Source organism: Chryseobacterium sp. 7 (assembly GCF_003663845.1).
In the GTDB taxonomy this organism is placed as follows: Bacteria; Bacteroidota; Bacteroidia; order Flavobacteriales; family Weeksellaceae; genus Chryseobacterium.
In genome coordinates, this window is sequence record NZ_RCCA01000004.1 from 78,404 (window position 1) to 94,602 (window position 16,199).

Sequence of the window (16,199 nt, forward strand, 5' to 3'; positions counted from 1 at the left end):
AATAAAATATAAATTTATAGTCCCTTCAATTTAAGTTGATAGGGACTTTTTTATGAATAAAAAGAATTAACTTTAATACAATAAACGAACTCCGACAGCATTTAGAATACGGGAACACATCAGAACTGATTACTTTGGAAAATCAGAAAACGTTAAGACATAAAACAGTTATGAACAAAACTTTTGCAGACCACATCATTGAATTCAATAAAAACCTCAGTTATAATGGAAATCTTCCTAAAGGGTTTCAGGTATTGAATCCGTATTTAGATAATCCGGAAACGATGACAATCATGCAGAAATTTTATCATAAGTATTATGATGATTCATCCCGAAGAAAATTCATGATTGGGATTAATCCGAGCCGTCATGGAGCAGGAGTTACCGGAGTTCCTTTTACCGATACAAAAAGACTTGAAAGTGTCTGTGGAATAAGAATGAAATCTGCTTATACTCACGAAGTCTCTTCTGTTTTTATGTATGATATGATTGAAGAATATGGTGGTGCTGATCTTTTTTATAAAGATATTTATATCAATTCTCCGTTCCCTTTGGCTATTGTCAGAAAAACAAAAACAGGATGGCTTAATGCTAATTACTATGATGACAGGAAACTGTTCGAAGAGGTAAAAGATTTTATGATTGAATCTTTGAAGAGACATCTCAGTCTTAATCTCGATACATCAGAAGTCTTTATTCTCGGGAAAAAGAATGCCGATTTTATTTCAAAATTAAATAAAGAAGCAAAACTGTTTGATACAATGACGGTTCTGGAGCATCCAAGATATATTCAGCAATATAAATCAAAAGAGAAACAGCTTTATATAGACAAATATATTATGGCATTAAAAAAATGACGAAACCCCTTCTTGGAAAGGGATTTGTCATTCATGAATTAGAATCTTTATAGAGAATGTGGAACTTATGCAATATTAGTTTTTAATTACTTTGGTAGATTCTGTCGCTGTTTTGATGATGTAAACTCCTTTTGGAAGCTCAGAAATATTAATTTCATTATTTCCCTTCTGAGTTTGTACTGTTTTCAGCATTTTACCATCCATACTGTATACTTTTGCTTCACTGGCTTTCTCAGTTGTAACAGATAATAAACCGTTGGTTGGATTAGGATAAACAGTCAGGTCCTTTTTAGTGCTTTTAATCTCTGAAGTACCCAATACCAGATTGCTGTCTTTTACCCAGGTAAAGGCATCGAGAGCTACATATCTGAATGCTCCGTTCGCAGTGATTTGAAGCTCATCAATTATAATATTCGAATAGTTTTGCCCGTTCAGGTTCGTTAGGTCAATCAAAGTATATCCGTTTGTAGAACCTAGTGAGGTTGCGAACCCCGTAGTTTTTGTTTGGGTAAATTTTGTCACTCCACTCAGCTTTCCTGTTACAGTAATATTTCCTGAGACATTCAGATCCAGATTCAATGCTGAAAGATACATCCAGAACCTGTTTACTTTAAACAAATTTGAAGTTGTTTTAATACTGAAGGATGGTGGCGATTGAGAATCGTTAGAATTATCAATATATCTATTGTCATTTGCTGTTCCGCTCCATCCTGTTCCCGGGAAATTTCCCTGGATGTCAAAGACACTCACATGCGAAATAATGTTGAAAATGACCCCATTATCGGTGAAGCTTGTACTTCCGTTCGATTCCGTTTCAAATTGCTCTGTACTGGTCTGCCCGAATGAAAAAATTGAAATGAGCAGACTACAAATGGTTAAAAAAGTAGTGCTTTTCATGATTTTTGTTTTAAATGTTAGGTGATTATAAATATTAACTTCTTGAAGGATAGATGCCTTCCACGCAGATAATATAGTTTAAGCCAAGGTAAGGCGGCATATTATTTACAGGTATATTTTGTCCTACATATACAATACTTTGAGCATTGATTGCAGTGTCAGGATTAACATTGTTTACATAGCTTGTAACAGCATTGAAATCTCTACCTACCTGATTTCCTGTAATGGCTATAGATGTTGTGGCGCTGGGAGTTGATGAATTGGCATTTGTGTTGGCAACTTTCAGCTGAAATCCACTTCCCATACTTGGCATATTGGATGCTAAAAGTGTGTTTTGTGTAGTACCCGCTACCACTCCCAAAGGATAAAATTCGTTTGCATTTACATTGCCGGCTCCTAAAGCCATACGTCCTTTTAAGTTAGGCAAAGCGAAAGTTGTAATACCGTCTCCGCCATATGTTGTTCCTAAAATAGAGAATAAAGCTGAATTTCTTGAAATTGCTAATAAGCTTCCGTCACAAAACATCCAGCCTCTGGGTGCGAAATTTCCTGCAAATAATTTTACGATTCCAATGTACTCTTCCATGATAATATGATTTAGTTTTAAATTTCCTACTCTTTTTACAGGCTTTTCAGAATCCGCCTTTTGGTTATTAATTCTTAGGCCAAAGGAACGATTAATAGGAATCGGGTACTAGAGTAGAAAATACCAAATTGAACACTCAGTATTTCTACGTAAAGGGAATCTTTTGAATGGTGCATTTATAATGGAATTTATCCTTTTTAAGTTTCTCAGAAAGAGTGGTATTTCGTATTTTTGTAAGAATCCAATAAAAATAAAAATGAGCGAATTTGTAGCGTCAGAAATTAGAAATAATATTGCCGAAATAACTTTCGGGACTCCTAAAAGCAACTCTCTTCCGGGAGCAATTTTAGAAAAACTGGCAGAAACCATCCTTCAGGAAGGAGCTAAAGATGAAGTAAAAGCAATTTTGGTAAAGAGTGCTGGAGAGAAAGCATTCTGTGCAGGAGCAAGCTTTGATGAACTTTTAGCCATTGAAGAACTGGAGGCTTCCAAGAAATTTTTCGGTGGTTTTGCAAAAGTTTTAAATGCCATGAGAAACTGTGGAAAAATTGTAGTGGTAAGAGTTCAGGGAAAAACTACAGGTGGTGGAGTAGGAATTGCATGTGGAGCCGACTATTGTTTTGCAACCAAAGATTCTGCTTTAGCGCTTACAGAGATTAATCTGGGAATTGGCCCTTTTGTAATCGGTCCTTATGTAGAAAGAAAAATCGGAAAGTCTCAATTCTCTGCAATGGCTATTGATGCAGACTTCAGAACTGCTGAATGGGCAGAACAACATAATATCTATCATTCCGTTTCAGCAAATATTCAGGAAATGGATGAGGAATTGGAGAAATTTTTACAGACGCTGGCTTCTAGAAGCAGTGATGCTTTAGCTTTAATTAAAAAAGTTTCATGGGAAGGTACAGATCATTTCAATGAATTAATGCCTGCAAGAATTCATATGAGTGCAAGTCTTATCCTTGAAGATTCTGCTAAGAAAAATATTGAGTCTATTAAAGAAAGACTGAGAGTAAAATAATTTTCATTTTATAGATTAAGAATTAGTTAAATTTTAACCAAAATACAATCCGGAGAAACATTTTGTTTCTCCGGATTTTTTTATGCCTTCTTCCGTTTGAATGAATAATATTGAAGGTTTTATATTTAATAGTTGTTGTTGATTTATTTTAATGTTTTTCGTTAAAATAATGCTTATTTGTTATTTTAAGCATTGTTTTTATTTAAAATAGTCATTGTTTTAACTATTTTTATATAATTCAATGATTTTTAAAAATCTAATTTAACTCAATTTTAACATATTTTTTTAATTAATAATTTAATATTGATTGAAATTTTAAATCAATTGAATTTAATTAATTGAAATACTGTTTTTGTTGTGTTTTTAATAGTTTTTATTACATATATTTGCTTCAATACTGTTAAAATATGTTAAATATGAAAATGAAATTAATCTTGAGCACTGCTGTGCTGTTCTTTGTAGGAGGACACCTGGTGGAGGCTCAAAAAACGAAACGTGACACCATACCACAGGATACTAAGATTGATGAAATCGTTGTAGTAGCCTACGGGAGCCAAAAAAGGGAAACAATGGTAGGTTCTAATACCGAAGTAAAAGCTAAGCAATTTGCAGATCGCCCTATCACAAGTATCGGGCAAGCTTTGGATGGAGCGAGTGCCGGTGTTAAAATAAGTACCAGTACAGGGCAGCCAGGAAGCTCACCAAGTATTCAGATTCGCGGAATAGGCTCTTATGGAATTTCTACATCACCTTTATATGTGGTGGATGGTACTATTTATACCGGATCACTTGCAGCAATTAATCCCAACGATATAGCATCATTCAATATCCTGAAAGATGCTGCGTCCACTTCGTTGTACGGTTCTGCAGCAGCCAATGGAGTTGTTTTGATCACCACAAAATCAGGTAAAAAAGGAAAAGATGCCTTCAACTTTAGTATGAGCACCGGAGCAGTGGGAAGATCAATTCCTGAATATGATAGAGTGAATGTTTATCAATATTATCCTCTTATCTGGGAATCCATCAGAAACGGAAGAATGACTGCCATTCCCGGCACTACTGTAGCAGATGCTAATGCCTATGCAACAGCACAATTAATTTCCGGGGTTTTGAAAACAAATGTTTTTAATGTGGCCGATAATCAATTGGTTGTTAATGGAATTTTAAATCCCGATGCAAAACTTAAATATACAGATTTGGACTGGCAGAAGCCTTTAATGAATACCGGTTTCAGACAGAATTATGAAGTAAACTACAGTGGTGGTAGCAATACAACAACTTATTTTACTTCAGTAGGATACACCAATGAAACAGGATATCTTATCAAATCAGATTTTGAAAGATTTACTGCAAGATTAAAAGTAGATTCACAAGTTAAAAGCTGGCTGAAATTAGGAACAAGTATCAGTGGGGTCTCTTCTAACGGAAATAACTCCGTAGATGGAGCTGATAATAATTCAGCATACATCAACCCGTACAGATGGACAAGAACAATGGCGCCAATTTATAGCCCGTATGCCCATGATCCTAACACATTTGCCACTCTTTATGATAATGCAGGGAATGTAGTATATGATGCAGGAAGTGCTAGAGGAGCAGATGCGGCAGCTGGAAGAAACGTAATTCAGGAAACACTTTTAAATAAAGATCTTTCTAAAAACTATTATATTATTTCAAGAGCATACGCAGAAATTAAAGTGGATCCATATCTTACTTTGTCCACCAATGCAGGATATGATATCAGAAATAACAGAAGAAGTACTTACGGAAATAAGATTATTGGAGATGCTGCTCCTGGAGGATCGGCAGAAAAATATAGCTTTACGGAACAGACCTTCACTTGGAATCAGCTCTTGAATTATAAAAGAAAATTTGGAGATCATAATTTTGAATTCCTTTTAGGACACGAAAACTATAAGTATATGTACGAATACCTATATGGGTATAAAAAAGGTCAGATTGTAGATGACAATGATGAACTGGTAAACTTTGTAACTCCGGCATCCCTTACCTCGCGTACAGATAACTATAGAAAAGAAGGGGTTTTTTCACGATTGAACTATGATTATAAATCAAAATATTTGCTTTCAGGATCTATCCGTTGGGATGGCTCGTCAAGATTTGCTAAAGATGTAAGATGGGATTCATTCTGGTCTCTTGGTGCCGGATGGAGATTGAAAGGGGAAGAGTTCTTAAGCAATTCTAGTCTTATCAGTGAATTAAAGCTGAGAGGTTCTTATGGAGAAGTTGGAAATGATGGAACAAATAGTTATTATATGTACAAAAGTACCTATACTTTAGGATATAATAATGCACAGGAGCCTGGGATTTTATTTGGATTTTTGGCAGATCCTTCAATTACATGGGAGGCTAACAAGCAAACTGATGTAGGGATTGATTTTGGATTTTTGAATAACAGAATTACAGGATCTGTAGAGTACTATAACAGGGTTACTGAGGATTTGATTTTCCCGGTTCCTCTTCCGGTTTCTTCCGGCGTTCCGGATAACACAATCAGCAGAAATGTGGGAACAATGTACAACCGCGGATTCGAATTCAGTATTAATGCAGATGTTATTAGAACTCAGAACTTCACGTGGAATATCAATGCTAATGCGTCAACCCTTAAAAATCAGATCACAGAACTTTCTAACGGAATAACAGAAATCATCAACGGAACTAAGAAAATTTCTGTAGGACATTCCATATATGATTATTGGTTGAGACAATGGTATGGGGTAGATCCTGCTGATGGTTCTCCACTATTTTTGGCAGCAGATGCATATGCCAATACAACAGCTGCAGATATCAGAACGGTGAACGGGCAAAAAGTAACCACCAACTTTAATAAAGCAAAGTATGACTATTCAGGAACCGCAATCCCTGATTTGTTCGGAAGCTTTGGAACATCCATTACTTATAAACAATGGGCATTAACTGCAATGTTTACTTATCAGTTAGGTGGAAAAACGTATGATTCCAATTATGCAGCTTTAATGTCAAGTTACTCGCAGGGTGGAGCATTAAGTACAGATATCCTTGACAGATGGACAACTCCGGGTCAGATCACGGATGTTCCTGCATTGAATTCATCAACATATACAAGTTCAAATGCCGGAAACTCTTCAAGATGGCTGGTGAGCTCAGATTTTCTTACATTCAGACAGGCTACATTAAGCTACAGCTTTAGCCCGGAAACATTATCTCAGCTTGGGGTAACAGGATTAAGAATTCTTGTTTCCGGTGAAAATATCTGGAGTAAAACAGCAAGAAAGGGGCTGGAGCCATCACAGGCTTTTAATGGTACTGCATCAAACAGATATACTCCGGCAAGAGTAGTAACTATAGGATTTAATGTATCTTTTTAAATAATTAAGTATGAAAAATATCGCAAAACAATATATAAAATGGGCTGTTGTTCTTTCAGTCTTCACGGGAATGGTTTCATGTCAGAGTGATTACCTTGAAACAGATCCTACTACTGCCGCTTCAGAGGAAGCAGCATATTCCAGTGCAGCCAATCTCATGGCAATTATTAACGGAATGCATAGAGATATGTATTACAGACAAAATGATAGCCAGGGACAAAACGGTCAGGGTGGAATCATGATTATGATGGATGCTCTGGGAGATGATCTTGTCTTTCCTTCTACAGGTAACGGATGGTATATTACTACTGTAAGATGGCAGGATCAGGTAAATGAAAGCGGTTCTAATGATTTTTATCCTTACCAGTTTTATTATGCGTTAATCAGAAATGCAAATCTGGTTATAGCTAATGGTCCTTCAGTTCCTGCACCTACTGCAGCTGATGCTGCTACTATTAAAACCGCTATTGGAGAAGCTTACGCATTCAGGGCGTTCTGCTATTATATGCTGGTTCAGATTTATGGTAAAAGATATGTTCCTGGTACAAATAATACCCAACTTGGTGTTCCCATCAGATTGGAAGCTAATGAAATACCTTTGGCCAGAAATACTGTAGAAGAAGTATATACACAGATCGGAAAAGATCTTAACGAAGCCGCAACCAGACTTGCGGGCATTACCAGAGCAACAAAATCGCACTTTAATGATAAAGTGATTTTAGGATTGAAAGCCAGAGTTGCATTAACACAAGGGAATTATGCAGCTGCTGTAACTGCAGCTCAGTCAGCACGCGTTGGTTTTGCTCTGATGGATAATGCGACGTATACGGCCGGATTCAATAATTTGGCAGGTGTTGGCGAATGGATGTGGGGTGCTACAATTATAGCAGATCAGGGAGATTCATTCTCAAACTTTGGTGCTTATATGTCCAGAAACTTTAACTCTACCAATATTCGTCAGGCTCCAAAAGCTATTAACAGCAAATTATTTTTATCATTTCCGTCTACAGATATTAGAACGAAAAATTTTGACCCGACAGGAGCACACACAGCACTTGCATTGCCTTCAACATATTCTAAATTCCCATATACAGGTCAGAAGTTCCTTGCAGCAAGTCAGGCAGACAGTAGAGTGGATGTTCCTTATATGAGGTCTGCGGAAATGTATCTTATTGAAGCGGAAGCATTGGCCAGATCAGGAGATGAAGCCGGTTCTAAAGCAGTATTCAATGTATTTGCAAAAAACAGAAACCCTTCTTATACAGGTGCTGCTACAACAGGAGCTGCTTATATCACAGAAATTCTCAACAGCAGAAGACTGGAATTCTGGGGAGAAGGTTTTAGATTCTTAGATCTGAAGAGACTGAATCAAGGTTTGGACAGAACAGGAGCTAATCACTCTTCGGTAGTGACCAATAATGTAATGACAGTTGCTAACACAGATTTACGTTGGGAATTCCTTATCCCAAGAACAGAGATTAATGCCAATCCGTTGATTGTTCAGAACCCTTTATAAACACGTACAGATTTTAATATATGCTTGAGAACCCGGCAACTGCTGGGTTCTCTTTTTTTATTTCAATAGAAAAATGAACGATGAGGTTTTCTGCAGAAAATATTTTGAAAATTTAAAATAAATAATTGGTAGATTGAAAATAAATTATAACTTTGTAATTCAAAGTTCTTTTTATGGATTCAAAAAATTATCACGAAGACCTATCCCATATACGTTCTATGATGGAACGTTCTTCCAGATTTATTTCATTAAGTGGCTTATCAGGAGTTATTGCAGGTTTAACAGCAATTATTGGTGCTCTATATGTGTATTTTGTTTTTCAGAGAGAAGGAATCAGTTATTTGGATGGAGAAAGAAATATTCTTGGACCGGCACTGGTTAAAGAACTTGTTCTGATTGGAATCACCATTCTGATTGTTGCTGTTCTTAGCGGTTATATTTTTACTGCCCACAAAAGCAAAAAGAAAGGGTTGAAGATCTGGGATGCTACAACAAAGCGACTTTTGATTACCTTTGCAGTGCCTTTAATAGCAGGAGGAATCTTTTGCCTTGCGCTTCTTTATCATCATCTTTTTGTTTTCATTGCACCGGCTACCCTTATTTTTTACGGATTAGCTCTGGTAGCTGCAGAACGGTATACATTAACGGATGTAAAGTATTTGGGATATCTTGAAATTGTTTTAGGACTTATTTCTTTATTCTTTTTAGGATGGGGACTGCTTTTTTGGGCTGTTGGTTTCGGAGTTTTGCATATTGTGTATGGATTGATCATGCATAAGAAATATAAATAATGATATAGGATATGGTTTTGCTATTGACCAGCAGAATCAGTAGAATTAAGCAGATATTTCGCTTGGGAATGTTTGCTGAATAATTAAGATAAGATAAAATGATTAAAATAAATCAACTCAATAAAGAATTCGAAAGCCGCGTAAGACTGGGGATTATGTCCGTTCTTATGGTTAACGACTGGGTTGATTTTTCTGAAATGAAAAGCCTGCTCGAAATTACAGACGGAAACCTGGCGAGCCACAGCAATGCACTGGAAAAAGCAGAATATATAGAAGTGAAAAAAGAATTTGTAGGAAAAAAACCTAAAACATCTTACCGTGTTACACAGAACGGAAGACAGGCTTTTACCGAACACCTGGATGCACTTGAAAAGCTGTTGGGACGATAGACCTATATTTTTTTGAAATTTAACTTTGAATTACAAAGTACTTTATAGTTTTAAACTTGATAAAATGATGACACAAAAAAAAAACACTCACAATTTATTCCCTTCCGCCGGCTTTACTCAGTATTCCATTGGTTGGAAATCTCATTTCAAAAGAAGTGAACTGGTCTGCATCAGATTTTCTGATTGCAGGTGCTTTACTTTTTACAACTGCTTTTCTTATCAATCTGGTAAGAAGCAGAATAAAGAAACGATACCAGAGAATTTTAATCTCCGTTTTCATTTTACTGGCCCTTGCATTGATCTGGATAGAACTCGCCGTAGGAATTTTCGGAAGTCCGTTTGCCGGAAACTAAAATTAAGTTTGCTATTAATTCTAAATAATAATCATGAAAGATTCAGAAATAATAAATCTAGGCAAGGCTGTATTCGGAATATTTTTTTCATTGGGAACTCTCTGCCTTTTAGGAGCACTTATTACAAAGAATGATGGGTTTGCCGGAGCAGGCTACTTGTTAATCATTTTTGGAGTGCCGGTTAACTTATTATGCATACTTGGACTTTTGATATATAGTGCTATCAATACATCAAAATTCAAAGAATGTATGATAGCCATACTCATTTTGACAGCCAACATTCCTATTGCATTCACTTACACTATTATAGGTCTTAATTCTCTGCAATAAATAAATACAATATGAAAAAAATACGCGTTCAGTTTCTGCTGTTTGTGTACGATAAAACACAAAAATTATACAGAAAATATTTCAAAAAGAAAAAAAGACAATGGCAGTTTAATGAAAAACAACTGTTGGAGTTTCAGGAAGATTCTTTAGGCAGAAAGCTCGGAGAGTTTTACAGGAAACACGGTTTTACCATGATCCCCAAAATGGAAAACCATGATGTACACCACCTGATTACAGGCTGTGGAACCAACTTCGAAGATGAAATTGCCATGCAGTATCTGCTCCTCGGAAACGGTAAGCTCAATGCACACCTTTTGGCAGCAATCGTATTAGGAACCATTATTCTCCCGGAATATGTGAAAATTTATATCAAGGCTTATAAAAAGGGACAAAATATGAGAGCCTTTCATCACTGGGATTTTGAAGGGCTGCTGTGGCAGAATTATGATCATGTGAAAGACTTTATTCAACAAAAAGAAACAATAGTTCTTCATTAAAAACTTAAAGATGATGGGAAAAATAAAATTCAGTCCGTTGGGAGAAAAAACATTTCTAATCTCCTTTTTGCTGGGCACATCTTTGCTGCTTTTATTTTGGATCACAAGAGCTGAATTTCTGATCATATTCGGGTTTTATTATGTGGTAATAGCCGCTGTAGTGAATCTGCTGATTACTTTATATGAACTGATGGAATATCTTAGTGATGTTTCCGAAAAGAAAAGAAACGGAAATTCTGTCCTTCTTCTGTTGCTCAATATTCCTATTGCTCTAATCTATCTCACCATATACTTTGAATTTCTATCAAATCTTTCAATCCTTTCAAATTTTTAAATCTTTAAATAATAAATAATTAACCTCATGAAAACACATCATTATATATTCATTACAGCCCTTCTCTTTGTTATTGTCTTTTATGATCAGGAGGTAGGGCTTAACCTCGGAATTCTGGGAATTGTTTATGCCCTGTTAACGCTGTTTAGAACCCCAGAAAAAAATAAAACCAGAGCACTATATATCCTTTTTGCAACAAGTATTCTGTCCAGCATTGCGTTTGCCTGGTTTGGAGATTTTGCATCCTTTATTGCGGTAGCAAGTTCACTGCTTTTATTAGGATATAAATCCAAAAATAGAAGGCTGAAAATTCTCTTTTTAATTCCGGTTTTTATTGTGAACTGCTGTACGTCCTTCTGCCGTTTTTTTAGTTTTGATGAATGGCTGCCTAAAAAGAATGTATCCGGATTATGGCAAAAGACATTTGCTTTTATTTTGATTCCGTTGGTGCTGGTTTCTGTTTTCTTTGGAATTTATTCTGCGGGAAGTGATCATTTTGCATCTCTTTTCACAGATTATGAACTCGATATTAATCTGTGGCAGCTATTCTGTCTTTCAGCTTTAGGTTTTTTTATAGCTTTCAATTACTGGAACTATGCGGTGGAAAAACTCATCTACAAAAACAATCATTTTCTGGATAATGAGTTCAGTAAAGATTCCCGGATTCCAAAAGCTACGTATTCCTTTCTTGATCTTGATGCAGAAAGAACAAGCGGAATAATCTCTTTTGTCTTGTTGAATATTTTACTCGTCTTCTTCATCATTACCTACAATTATGAACAGTTTTATGAAGCTGTAAAAACACCTGTTCAGCTATCCGAAGAAACCCATGAAAGAGTGAATGCCGTGATCATGTCTATCGTGATGGCCATTCTGGTGATCATGTTTTACTTTAAATCCGGTTTTAATTTTGATCCAAAAGCAGGTTTATTGAAAATATTAGCCAAAATCTGGATTTTCCTCAATGCTATTCTAGTGATTTCCGCAGCCCTTAAAAACTATGAGTATATCGTGAATTATGCATTTACGTATAAAAGACTAGGCGTTTTTGCATTCCTGCTTTTATCATTAGTTGGTTTAACGCTCACTTTTATTAAAATTCAAAGGCAGAAAAGAAACATTTTCTTGGTCAATACCATGATCTGGTATTTTTACGCAACCATTCTCGTGTGCAGCTATATCAATTGGGGTGGTTTTATTACTGCTCAGAATATGAAACGAAAAGATTTTGCAGTCAATTATCACTTAACGTCCGTTAATTTCAGTGAAAAAGCGCTCCTGAAATACGCAGATGAAAAAAAGGATCAGAAACTTAAAAAGACACTGCAGGATAAAGTGAAAAATGAAACATCCAAAACATTCCTTTCAAAGATTATCTATTATCAGACCATAAAATAAAATATCATGAAAAACTTTGTAGAATCCGCTAGATTTAAGATTAATATACTATTGATCCTGATGACTGTATTCTGTTTCAGCCTCTCAGCTTTCAGATATTATATCAGTGATACAAAAGTGTTTTTGTTTCTCAACTGGAATCTTTTGCTGGCGTGGATTCCTTTATTGCTGAGTTCTTTCATTCTCGCTTTTAATATCAGAAGTAAAATCTCCCTGATGGCCATTATCATAGTCTGGATATTATTTTTTCCCAATTCTCCCTATATTCTGACAGATCTTTTTCATCTCCGAGCAAGAAATGCCATCCCGATCTGGTATGATCTTATTGTAATTCTTTCTTATGCATGGACAGGGCTGATCTGCGGTTTTATAAGTCTTAACGATATCGAAAAACGGCTTTCTGATTATGGTAACAGAAATATCATCAACGGAGTCATAGTGTTCTTTCTTTTCATGAGCAGCTTTGGAGTTTATCTTGGTAGATTTTTGAGATGGAATAGCTGGGATGTGCTTAATAATCCTTTTGGTCTCTTCTCCGATATTGTGGTACGGCTGATTTATCCGATGGAATATACCAAAACTTGGGGTGTTACAGTTTTAATGGGACTGATGCTCAACTTTATGTACTTTACGTTCAAATGGGCAGCCGCAAATGATGAAAAAGAATTGCAGCCGGAAAATAAACCAATAAACGGATTGGAACAGTTTTAGCATTTAAATGAGCTCAGCATCATAAATGTTGATCCACTTTTTAAAATTAATATTATGAAAAAAAGCTTATTATTAATTCCATTAATTATTATTTCGTGTAAAAAAGAACCAGCCGTTACAGCAGTTCAGGATAAAGATTCTACCATTGTAACGGAAATGCCGGATTCTGCGGTGAAAACAGATTCTGCAGCATTGAGAGTAAAAGATTCAATCATCAACAATGCTCCGGTTACTAAAGAAGTATTGCGTAAAGGCGTGATGAGAAATGAAAAAGACGGCCAAATTGTAAGAACCTTAGATGCAACCCAGCTTCCGCTTACCATTGGAGAGCAGTTTACAAAAGATGATCAGGAATTGGTTTTAAAACTAACCCATTACGACCGCCCGAATATTAAGGCAAAAATTTCTACTAAAGAAAAAGATTTTAATATCCGTTTCAATCAGATCAAAGTTCCAAATGGAGACTATGACGGACCTTTCGGAAGAGAAATCACGTATGACACTCCCGGAAAAGGAGAAGTTTGGCTTATCATCGGGAAAAGTAATATGGCTTCCGGAAACACCAAAGGAAGTTTTACCGTAAGTATAGAATAATGCGGAATTATTTTGGTATAATTTCTGCAAACTATACCAGTAAGTAAGTTTAAAATTTAATATTATGAAAAATATATTTCTAACAGCAATGGCCGCGTCAGCTGTACTCGTAAGCTGCGGTACCGTACAGTCGCTGGTTCAGAATACATTTCCATACACCACGAATGTTTTGGTTTCTACAGGAGTGCCTGCAGATAAAGAAGTTTCTTCCACTGCAACAGCTACTAATGTACAGACATGGTTCGGAGGAAATAACAATGCAAAGATTAAAGACGTAAGAATTTCAGATGCAAAAATCTCCGTGGCATCACCATCAGGAGGAAATCTGAGTGCATTCAAAACCGTTAAAATATATGTTTCATCTAATGGAACAGGAGAAAGACTGATTGCATCACGATCCAATATATCTACCAATTCTTCCAGCCTGAATCTGGATCTGAATGATACAGGATATCTGGATGAAATTGTAAAAAGTACAGGATTGACCGTAAGAACGGTTTACGAGCTGAAAAATCAGACTTCTTCTGATATGAACATCAAAGTAGCACTTAATTTTAACAGCGTTCCTGCCAACTAAAAAGGATAAAAATTGATATTAAAAACCCTCTTTCAGTGTTCTGAGAGAGGGTTTGGTTTGAAGTAAAATGGTATAATTAAAAATCTTTTCAAATTATAGCTTTGTCAGTTTCTCAACAACTCTTCGCTGGCCTTCATTGATGTTGATAATGTACTGACCTGTTGGCAGCTGTGAAATATCAATCTTCTCATCAGGTAAAACCGAATTTTTAATCACAGTTCGCCCCTGAAGATTGATTATCTCTACATCCAGTTTTTTGTTTTCATTACTTTTAATAGCAATGGAACTGCTGGATGGATTAGGATAAATCTTAACCTCTAAAGCAGATAAAGTCTTAACAGGTGTCACAAACTTGCTCTCTAGTTGAACAATAGCATTCTTTACATTAGGAAGAGGGCCTATCTTCTGACCTGTCACCGTTCCTCCCTGAGGAATTCCCGTAGAAATTAAAAGATTTTTCATCGCAGATGGTGTTAAATACTGACCTGTTGTCTGACGATAGAAAGACTGGATCAAAATAGCTGCTGAAGATACTACCGGAGTAGCAGAACTTGTACCGCTGAAATAATTATAAGTTCTGTTGTTATCGTTATCATATTTCGCATAAGATCCATAGCCTGCTGCCATCACGCTGCTTCCCCAACCCTGAACATCCACTCTGTTTCCAAACGTACTGAAACTTAATTTTGAATGGGTCGTATTAGGAGATCCTGCCCCTACAATGATAGCGCCACTGTTTCCTCTCGCAATATAAGAAGCATAAAACGGATCATCCAGATTCTGATTTCCATTCCCTGCCGCAGCAATGATAATGATTCCTGAGTCTGTAGCCGCTTTTGTAAGATCCCAGATTACTTTATCATATTCTGCCGGACAATATTGGCCGTCTTTTCCGCCAGTCTGCATTTCATATAAAATGATATCGCCGGCCTGAGATGCATTGATAGATCGGCTCACCGCAGAAGCCCTGTTGTATCCTACAGTTGTCCACTCCATATACCCTTTTATTTCAGAGGTATTGTAAGCTGCCCCTGTAAGCCCGATATTATCTTTTATTGAACCTAAAATGCTCACCACAGCAGTTCCGTGGTCACGGTAATTATTATTAGCCAATCCTGCATTCGGAGAATATCCTGGTTCTAACTGTATAGAATTCTGATTAGAAAGCATTTCGTGAGTTTTATAGAAACCATATTCTACATCACGCACACGGATATTCTGTCCCGTAATCCCTCTTGACCATGCATATTTTGCATTGATTCCCGGGTTGTCATTCAGATACGTCTGAAGACTTTCTAAATCTGGAGTAGCTACAAAAGCATTAACCAATGGAGGTTCAATAGGAGCAGCGCTCATTACTGAAACATATTCTATTTCAGGAAATCTCTCAAGAGTCTGAATGATTTTTTCTGCTGCTCCTGGATTTTGAAGAGGTAGATCAGCCTTATAAATTCTTTTCAGTTTTTCCACAGATTCTCCGGAATTACCGATAGCTTTGCTGCTTCTTGCCATTTCATCAAGTTTACGGTCTGTAAAATCCAGATCATATTTAAACGAAATTTGATTTTCTCTTGAAAATCTTTCCAGATCAGCATTTCTGCTGAAAGCTGTTTTTTCTGAATTAATGCCTTTTGAAAAGCATACATAAATAATTGAATTTTGATCATTCGCCATTTTGGCCTGGCTGTCCTGACCAAATGACAGGGAAGAGCAGAACGCAAATAATGCGAAAAGGTTGATTTTTGTTTTCATACGATTTTGTTAAATGGTTGTAAATCAGTTTTGATTTACTTCAAAAATAATAATAAAATGAAAACAAATCACATTTTTGTGAATTTATTGTTTAAAAATTTCTCTCCTCCTTCTGCATCGGGAATTTTTGTTGCTTAGAAATATAAACCTCATAGGTTTTTAAAACCTGTGAGGTTTAAGAGTATTACATTTTATATACATCAATCCCAAAAAATACGTTTCAATTTA

17 protein-coding genes are annotated in these 16,199 nt (G+C 36.1%); 14 read left to right on the forward strand and 3 right to left on the reverse strand.

What is annotated here, in order from left to right; all coding sequences use genetic code 11:
• Positions 1 to 170: 170 nt before the first annotated feature.
• A complete protein-coding gene (locus CLU97_RS22980) occupies positions 171 to 857 on the forward strand; it encodes an SMUG2 DNA glycosylase family protein (RefSeq protein ID WP_121490181.1) in 687 nt (228 codons plus the stop codon).
• 75 nt (positions 858 to 932) lie between these two features.
• On the opposite strand, the gene CLU97_RS22985 is transcribed toward CLU97_RS22980, so the two are convergent.
• Together CLU97_RS22985 and CLU97_RS22990 are read right to left on the reverse strand one after the other, a co-directional pair.
• Positions 933 to 1,754 carry a T9SS type A sorting domain-containing protein gene (locus CLU97_RS22985; RefSeq protein WP_121490182.1) on the reverse strand — a complete coding sequence of 274 codons (822 nt, stop codon included), beginning with the start codon at positions 1,752 to 1,754 and terminating at the stop codon, positions 933 to 935.
• A 34-nt stretch (positions 1,755 to 1,788) separates the two neighbouring features.
• The gene (locus CLU97_RS22990; RefSeq protein ID WP_121490183.1) at positions 1,789 to 2,340 is read right to left on the reverse strand and encodes a phage tail protein; all 552 of its coding nucleotides are present in this window, start codon (positions 2,338 to 2,340) and stop codon (positions 1,789 to 1,791) included.
• Positions 2,341 to 2,596: 256 nt separating this feature from the next.
• On the opposite strand from CLU97_RS22990, the gene CLU97_RS22995 reads away from it, so the two are divergent.
• From CLU97_RS22995 to CLU97_RS23055, 13 genes are all read left to right on the forward strand, one after another.
• Complete coding sequence (locus tag CLU97_RS22995; protein ID WP_121490184.1) at positions 2,597 to 3,361, forward strand: enoyl-CoA hydratase/isomerase family protein; 765 nt, start codon at positions 2,597 to 2,599, stop codon at positions 3,359 to 3,361.
• A 416-nt stretch (positions 3,362 to 3,777) separates the two neighbouring features.
• Entirely contained in the window at positions 3,778 to 6,729 is a 2,952-nt protein-coding gene (locus tag CLU97_RS23000; RefSeq protein WP_228437916.1) for a SusC/RagA family TonB-linked outer membrane protein, read from the forward strand.
• A 10-nt stretch (positions 6,730 to 6,739) separates the two neighbouring features.
• A complete protein-coding gene (locus CLU97_RS23005) occupies positions 6,740 to 8,245 on the forward strand; it encodes a RagB/SusD family nutrient uptake outer membrane protein (protein WP_121490186.1) in 1,506 nt (501 codons plus the stop codon).
• A 173-nt stretch (positions 8,246 to 8,418) separates the two neighbouring features.
• Positions 8,419 to 9,036, forward strand: a complete 618-nt coding sequence (locus CLU97_RS23010) for a hypothetical protein (RefSeq protein WP_121490187.1) — start codon at positions 8,419 to 8,421, stop codon at positions 9,034 to 9,036.
• Positions 9,037 to 9,134: 98 nt separating this feature from the next.
• Positions 9,135 to 9,425, forward strand: a complete 291-nt coding sequence (locus CLU97_RS23015) for a winged helix-turn-helix domain-containing protein (protein WP_121490188.1) — start codon at positions 9,135 to 9,137, stop codon at positions 9,423 to 9,425.
• Positions 9,426 to 9,553: 128 nt separating this feature from the next.
• Positions 9,554 to 9,778, forward strand: a complete 225-nt coding sequence (locus CLU97_RS23020) for a hypothetical protein (RefSeq protein WP_228437917.1) — start codon at positions 9,554 to 9,556, stop codon at positions 9,776 to 9,778.
• 33 nt (positions 9,779 to 9,811) lie between these two features.
• Positions 9,812 to 10,108 (forward strand): hypothetical protein, encoded by a 297-nt coding sequence (locus CLU97_RS23025; RefSeq protein ID WP_121490190.1) that lies wholly within the window; start codon positions 9,812 to 9,814, stop codon positions 10,106 to 10,108.
• Positions 10,109 to 10,119: 11 nt separating this feature from the next.
• Positions 10,120 to 10,605 (forward strand): Coq4 family protein, encoded by a 486-nt coding sequence (locus tag CLU97_RS23030; RefSeq protein ID WP_121490191.1) that lies wholly within the window; start codon positions 10,120 to 10,122, stop codon positions 10,603 to 10,605.
• 10 nt (positions 10,606 to 10,615) lie between these two features.
• The gene (locus tag CLU97_RS23035) at positions 10,616 to 10,939 is read left to right on the forward strand and encodes a hypothetical protein (RefSeq protein ID WP_147436541.1); all 324 of its coding nucleotides are present in this window, start codon (positions 10,616 to 10,618) and stop codon (positions 10,937 to 10,939) included.
• A gap of 27 nt (positions 10,940 to 10,966) precedes the next feature.
• Positions 10,967 to 12,337, forward strand: coding sequence for a DUF4153 domain-containing protein (locus CLU97_RS23040; protein WP_121490193.1), 1,371 nt, complete (start codon positions 10,967 to 10,969; stop codon positions 12,335 to 12,337).
• A 6-nt stretch (positions 12,338 to 12,343) separates the two neighbouring features.
• Entirely contained in the window at positions 12,344 to 13,048 is a 705-nt protein-coding gene (locus tag CLU97_RS23045) for a DUF1361 domain-containing protein (protein WP_121490194.1), read from the forward strand.
• 54 nt (positions 13,049 to 13,102) lie between these two features.
• The gene (locus tag CLU97_RS23050; RefSeq protein ID WP_121490195.1) at positions 13,103 to 13,642 is read left to right on the forward strand and encodes a hypothetical protein; all 540 of its coding nucleotides are present in this window, start codon (positions 13,103 to 13,105) and stop codon (positions 13,640 to 13,642) included.
• Positions 13,643 to 13,706: 64 nt separating this feature from the next.
• Positions 13,707 to 14,219, forward strand: coding sequence for a hypothetical protein (locus CLU97_RS23055; protein ID WP_121490196.1), 513 nt, complete (start codon positions 13,707 to 13,709; stop codon positions 14,217 to 14,219).
• A gap of 93 nt (positions 14,220 to 14,312) precedes the next feature.
• On the opposite strand, the gene CLU97_RS23060 is transcribed toward CLU97_RS23055, so the two are convergent.
• Complete coding sequence (locus tag CLU97_RS23060; RefSeq protein ID WP_121490197.1) at positions 14,313 to 15,971, reverse strand: S8/S53 family peptidase; 1,659 nt, start codon at positions 15,969 to 15,971, stop codon at positions 14,313 to 14,315.
• Positions 15,972 to 16,199 lie beyond the last annotated feature (228 nt).

Excerpts from the sequence above, each read along its gene's own strand:
- CLU97_RS22990 (WP_121490183.1), bottom strand. The coding sequence starts at position 2,340 with ATGGAAGAGTACATTGGAATCGTAAAATTATTTGCAGGAAATTTCGCA.
- CLU97_RS23060 (WP_121490197.1), bottom strand. The coding sequence starts at position 15,971 with ATGAAAACAAAAATCAACCTTTTCGCATTATTTGCGTTCTGCTCTTCC.
- CLU97_RS22995 (WP_121490184.1), top strand. The coding sequence starts at position 2,597 with ATGAGCGAATTTGTAGCGTCAGAAATTAGAAATAATATTGCCGAAATA.
- CLU97_RS23045 (WP_121490194.1), top strand. The coding sequence starts at position 12,344 with ATGAAAAACTTTGTAGAATCCGCTAGATTTAAGATTAATATACTATTG.
- CLU97_RS23030 (WP_121490191.1), top strand. The coding sequence starts at position 10,120 with ATGAAAAAAATACGCGTTCAGTTTCTGCTGTTTGTGTACGATAAAACA.
- CLU97_RS23015 (WP_121490188.1), top strand. The coding sequence starts at position 9,135 with ATGATTAAAATAAATCAACTCAATAAAGAATTCGAAAGCCGCGTAAGA.
- CLU97_RS23010 (WP_121490187.1), top strand. The coding sequence starts at position 8,419 with ATGGATTCAAAAAATTATCACGAAGACCTATCCCATATACGTTCTATG.
- CLU97_RS23025 (WP_121490190.1), top strand. The coding sequence starts at position 9,812 with ATGAAAGATTCAGAAATAATAAATCTAGGCAAGGCTGTATTCGGAATA.
- CLU97_RS22985 (WP_121490182.1), bottom strand. The coding sequence starts at position 1,754 with ATGAAAAGCACTACTTTTTTAACCATTTGTAGTCTGCTCATTTCAATT.
- CLU97_RS23040 (WP_121490193.1), top strand. The coding sequence starts at position 10,967 with ATGAAAACACATCATTATATATTCATTACAGCCCTTCTCTTTGTTATT.
- CLU97_RS23055 (WP_121490196.1), top strand. The coding sequence starts at position 13,707 with ATGAAAAATATATTTCTAACAGCAATGGCCGCGTCAGCTGTACTCGTA.
- CLU97_RS23000 (WP_228437916.1), top strand. The coding sequence starts at position 3,778 with ATGAAAATGAAATTAATCTTGAGCACTGCTGTGCTGTTCTTTGTAGGA.
- CLU97_RS23005 (WP_121490186.1), top strand. The coding sequence starts at position 6,740 with ATGAAAAATATCGCAAAACAATATATAAAATGGGCTGTTGTTCTTTCA.
- CLU97_RS23050 (WP_121490195.1), top strand. The coding sequence starts at position 13,103 with ATGAAAAAAAGCTTATTATTAATTCCATTAATTATTATTTCGTGTAAA.
- CLU97_RS23035 (WP_147436541.1), top strand. The coding sequence starts at position 10,616 with ATGATGGGAAAAATAAAATTCAGTCCGTTGGGAGAAAAAACATTTCTA.
- CLU97_RS22980 (WP_121490181.1), top strand. The coding sequence starts at position 171 with ATGAACAAAACTTTTGCAGACCACATCATTGAATTCAATAAAAACCTC.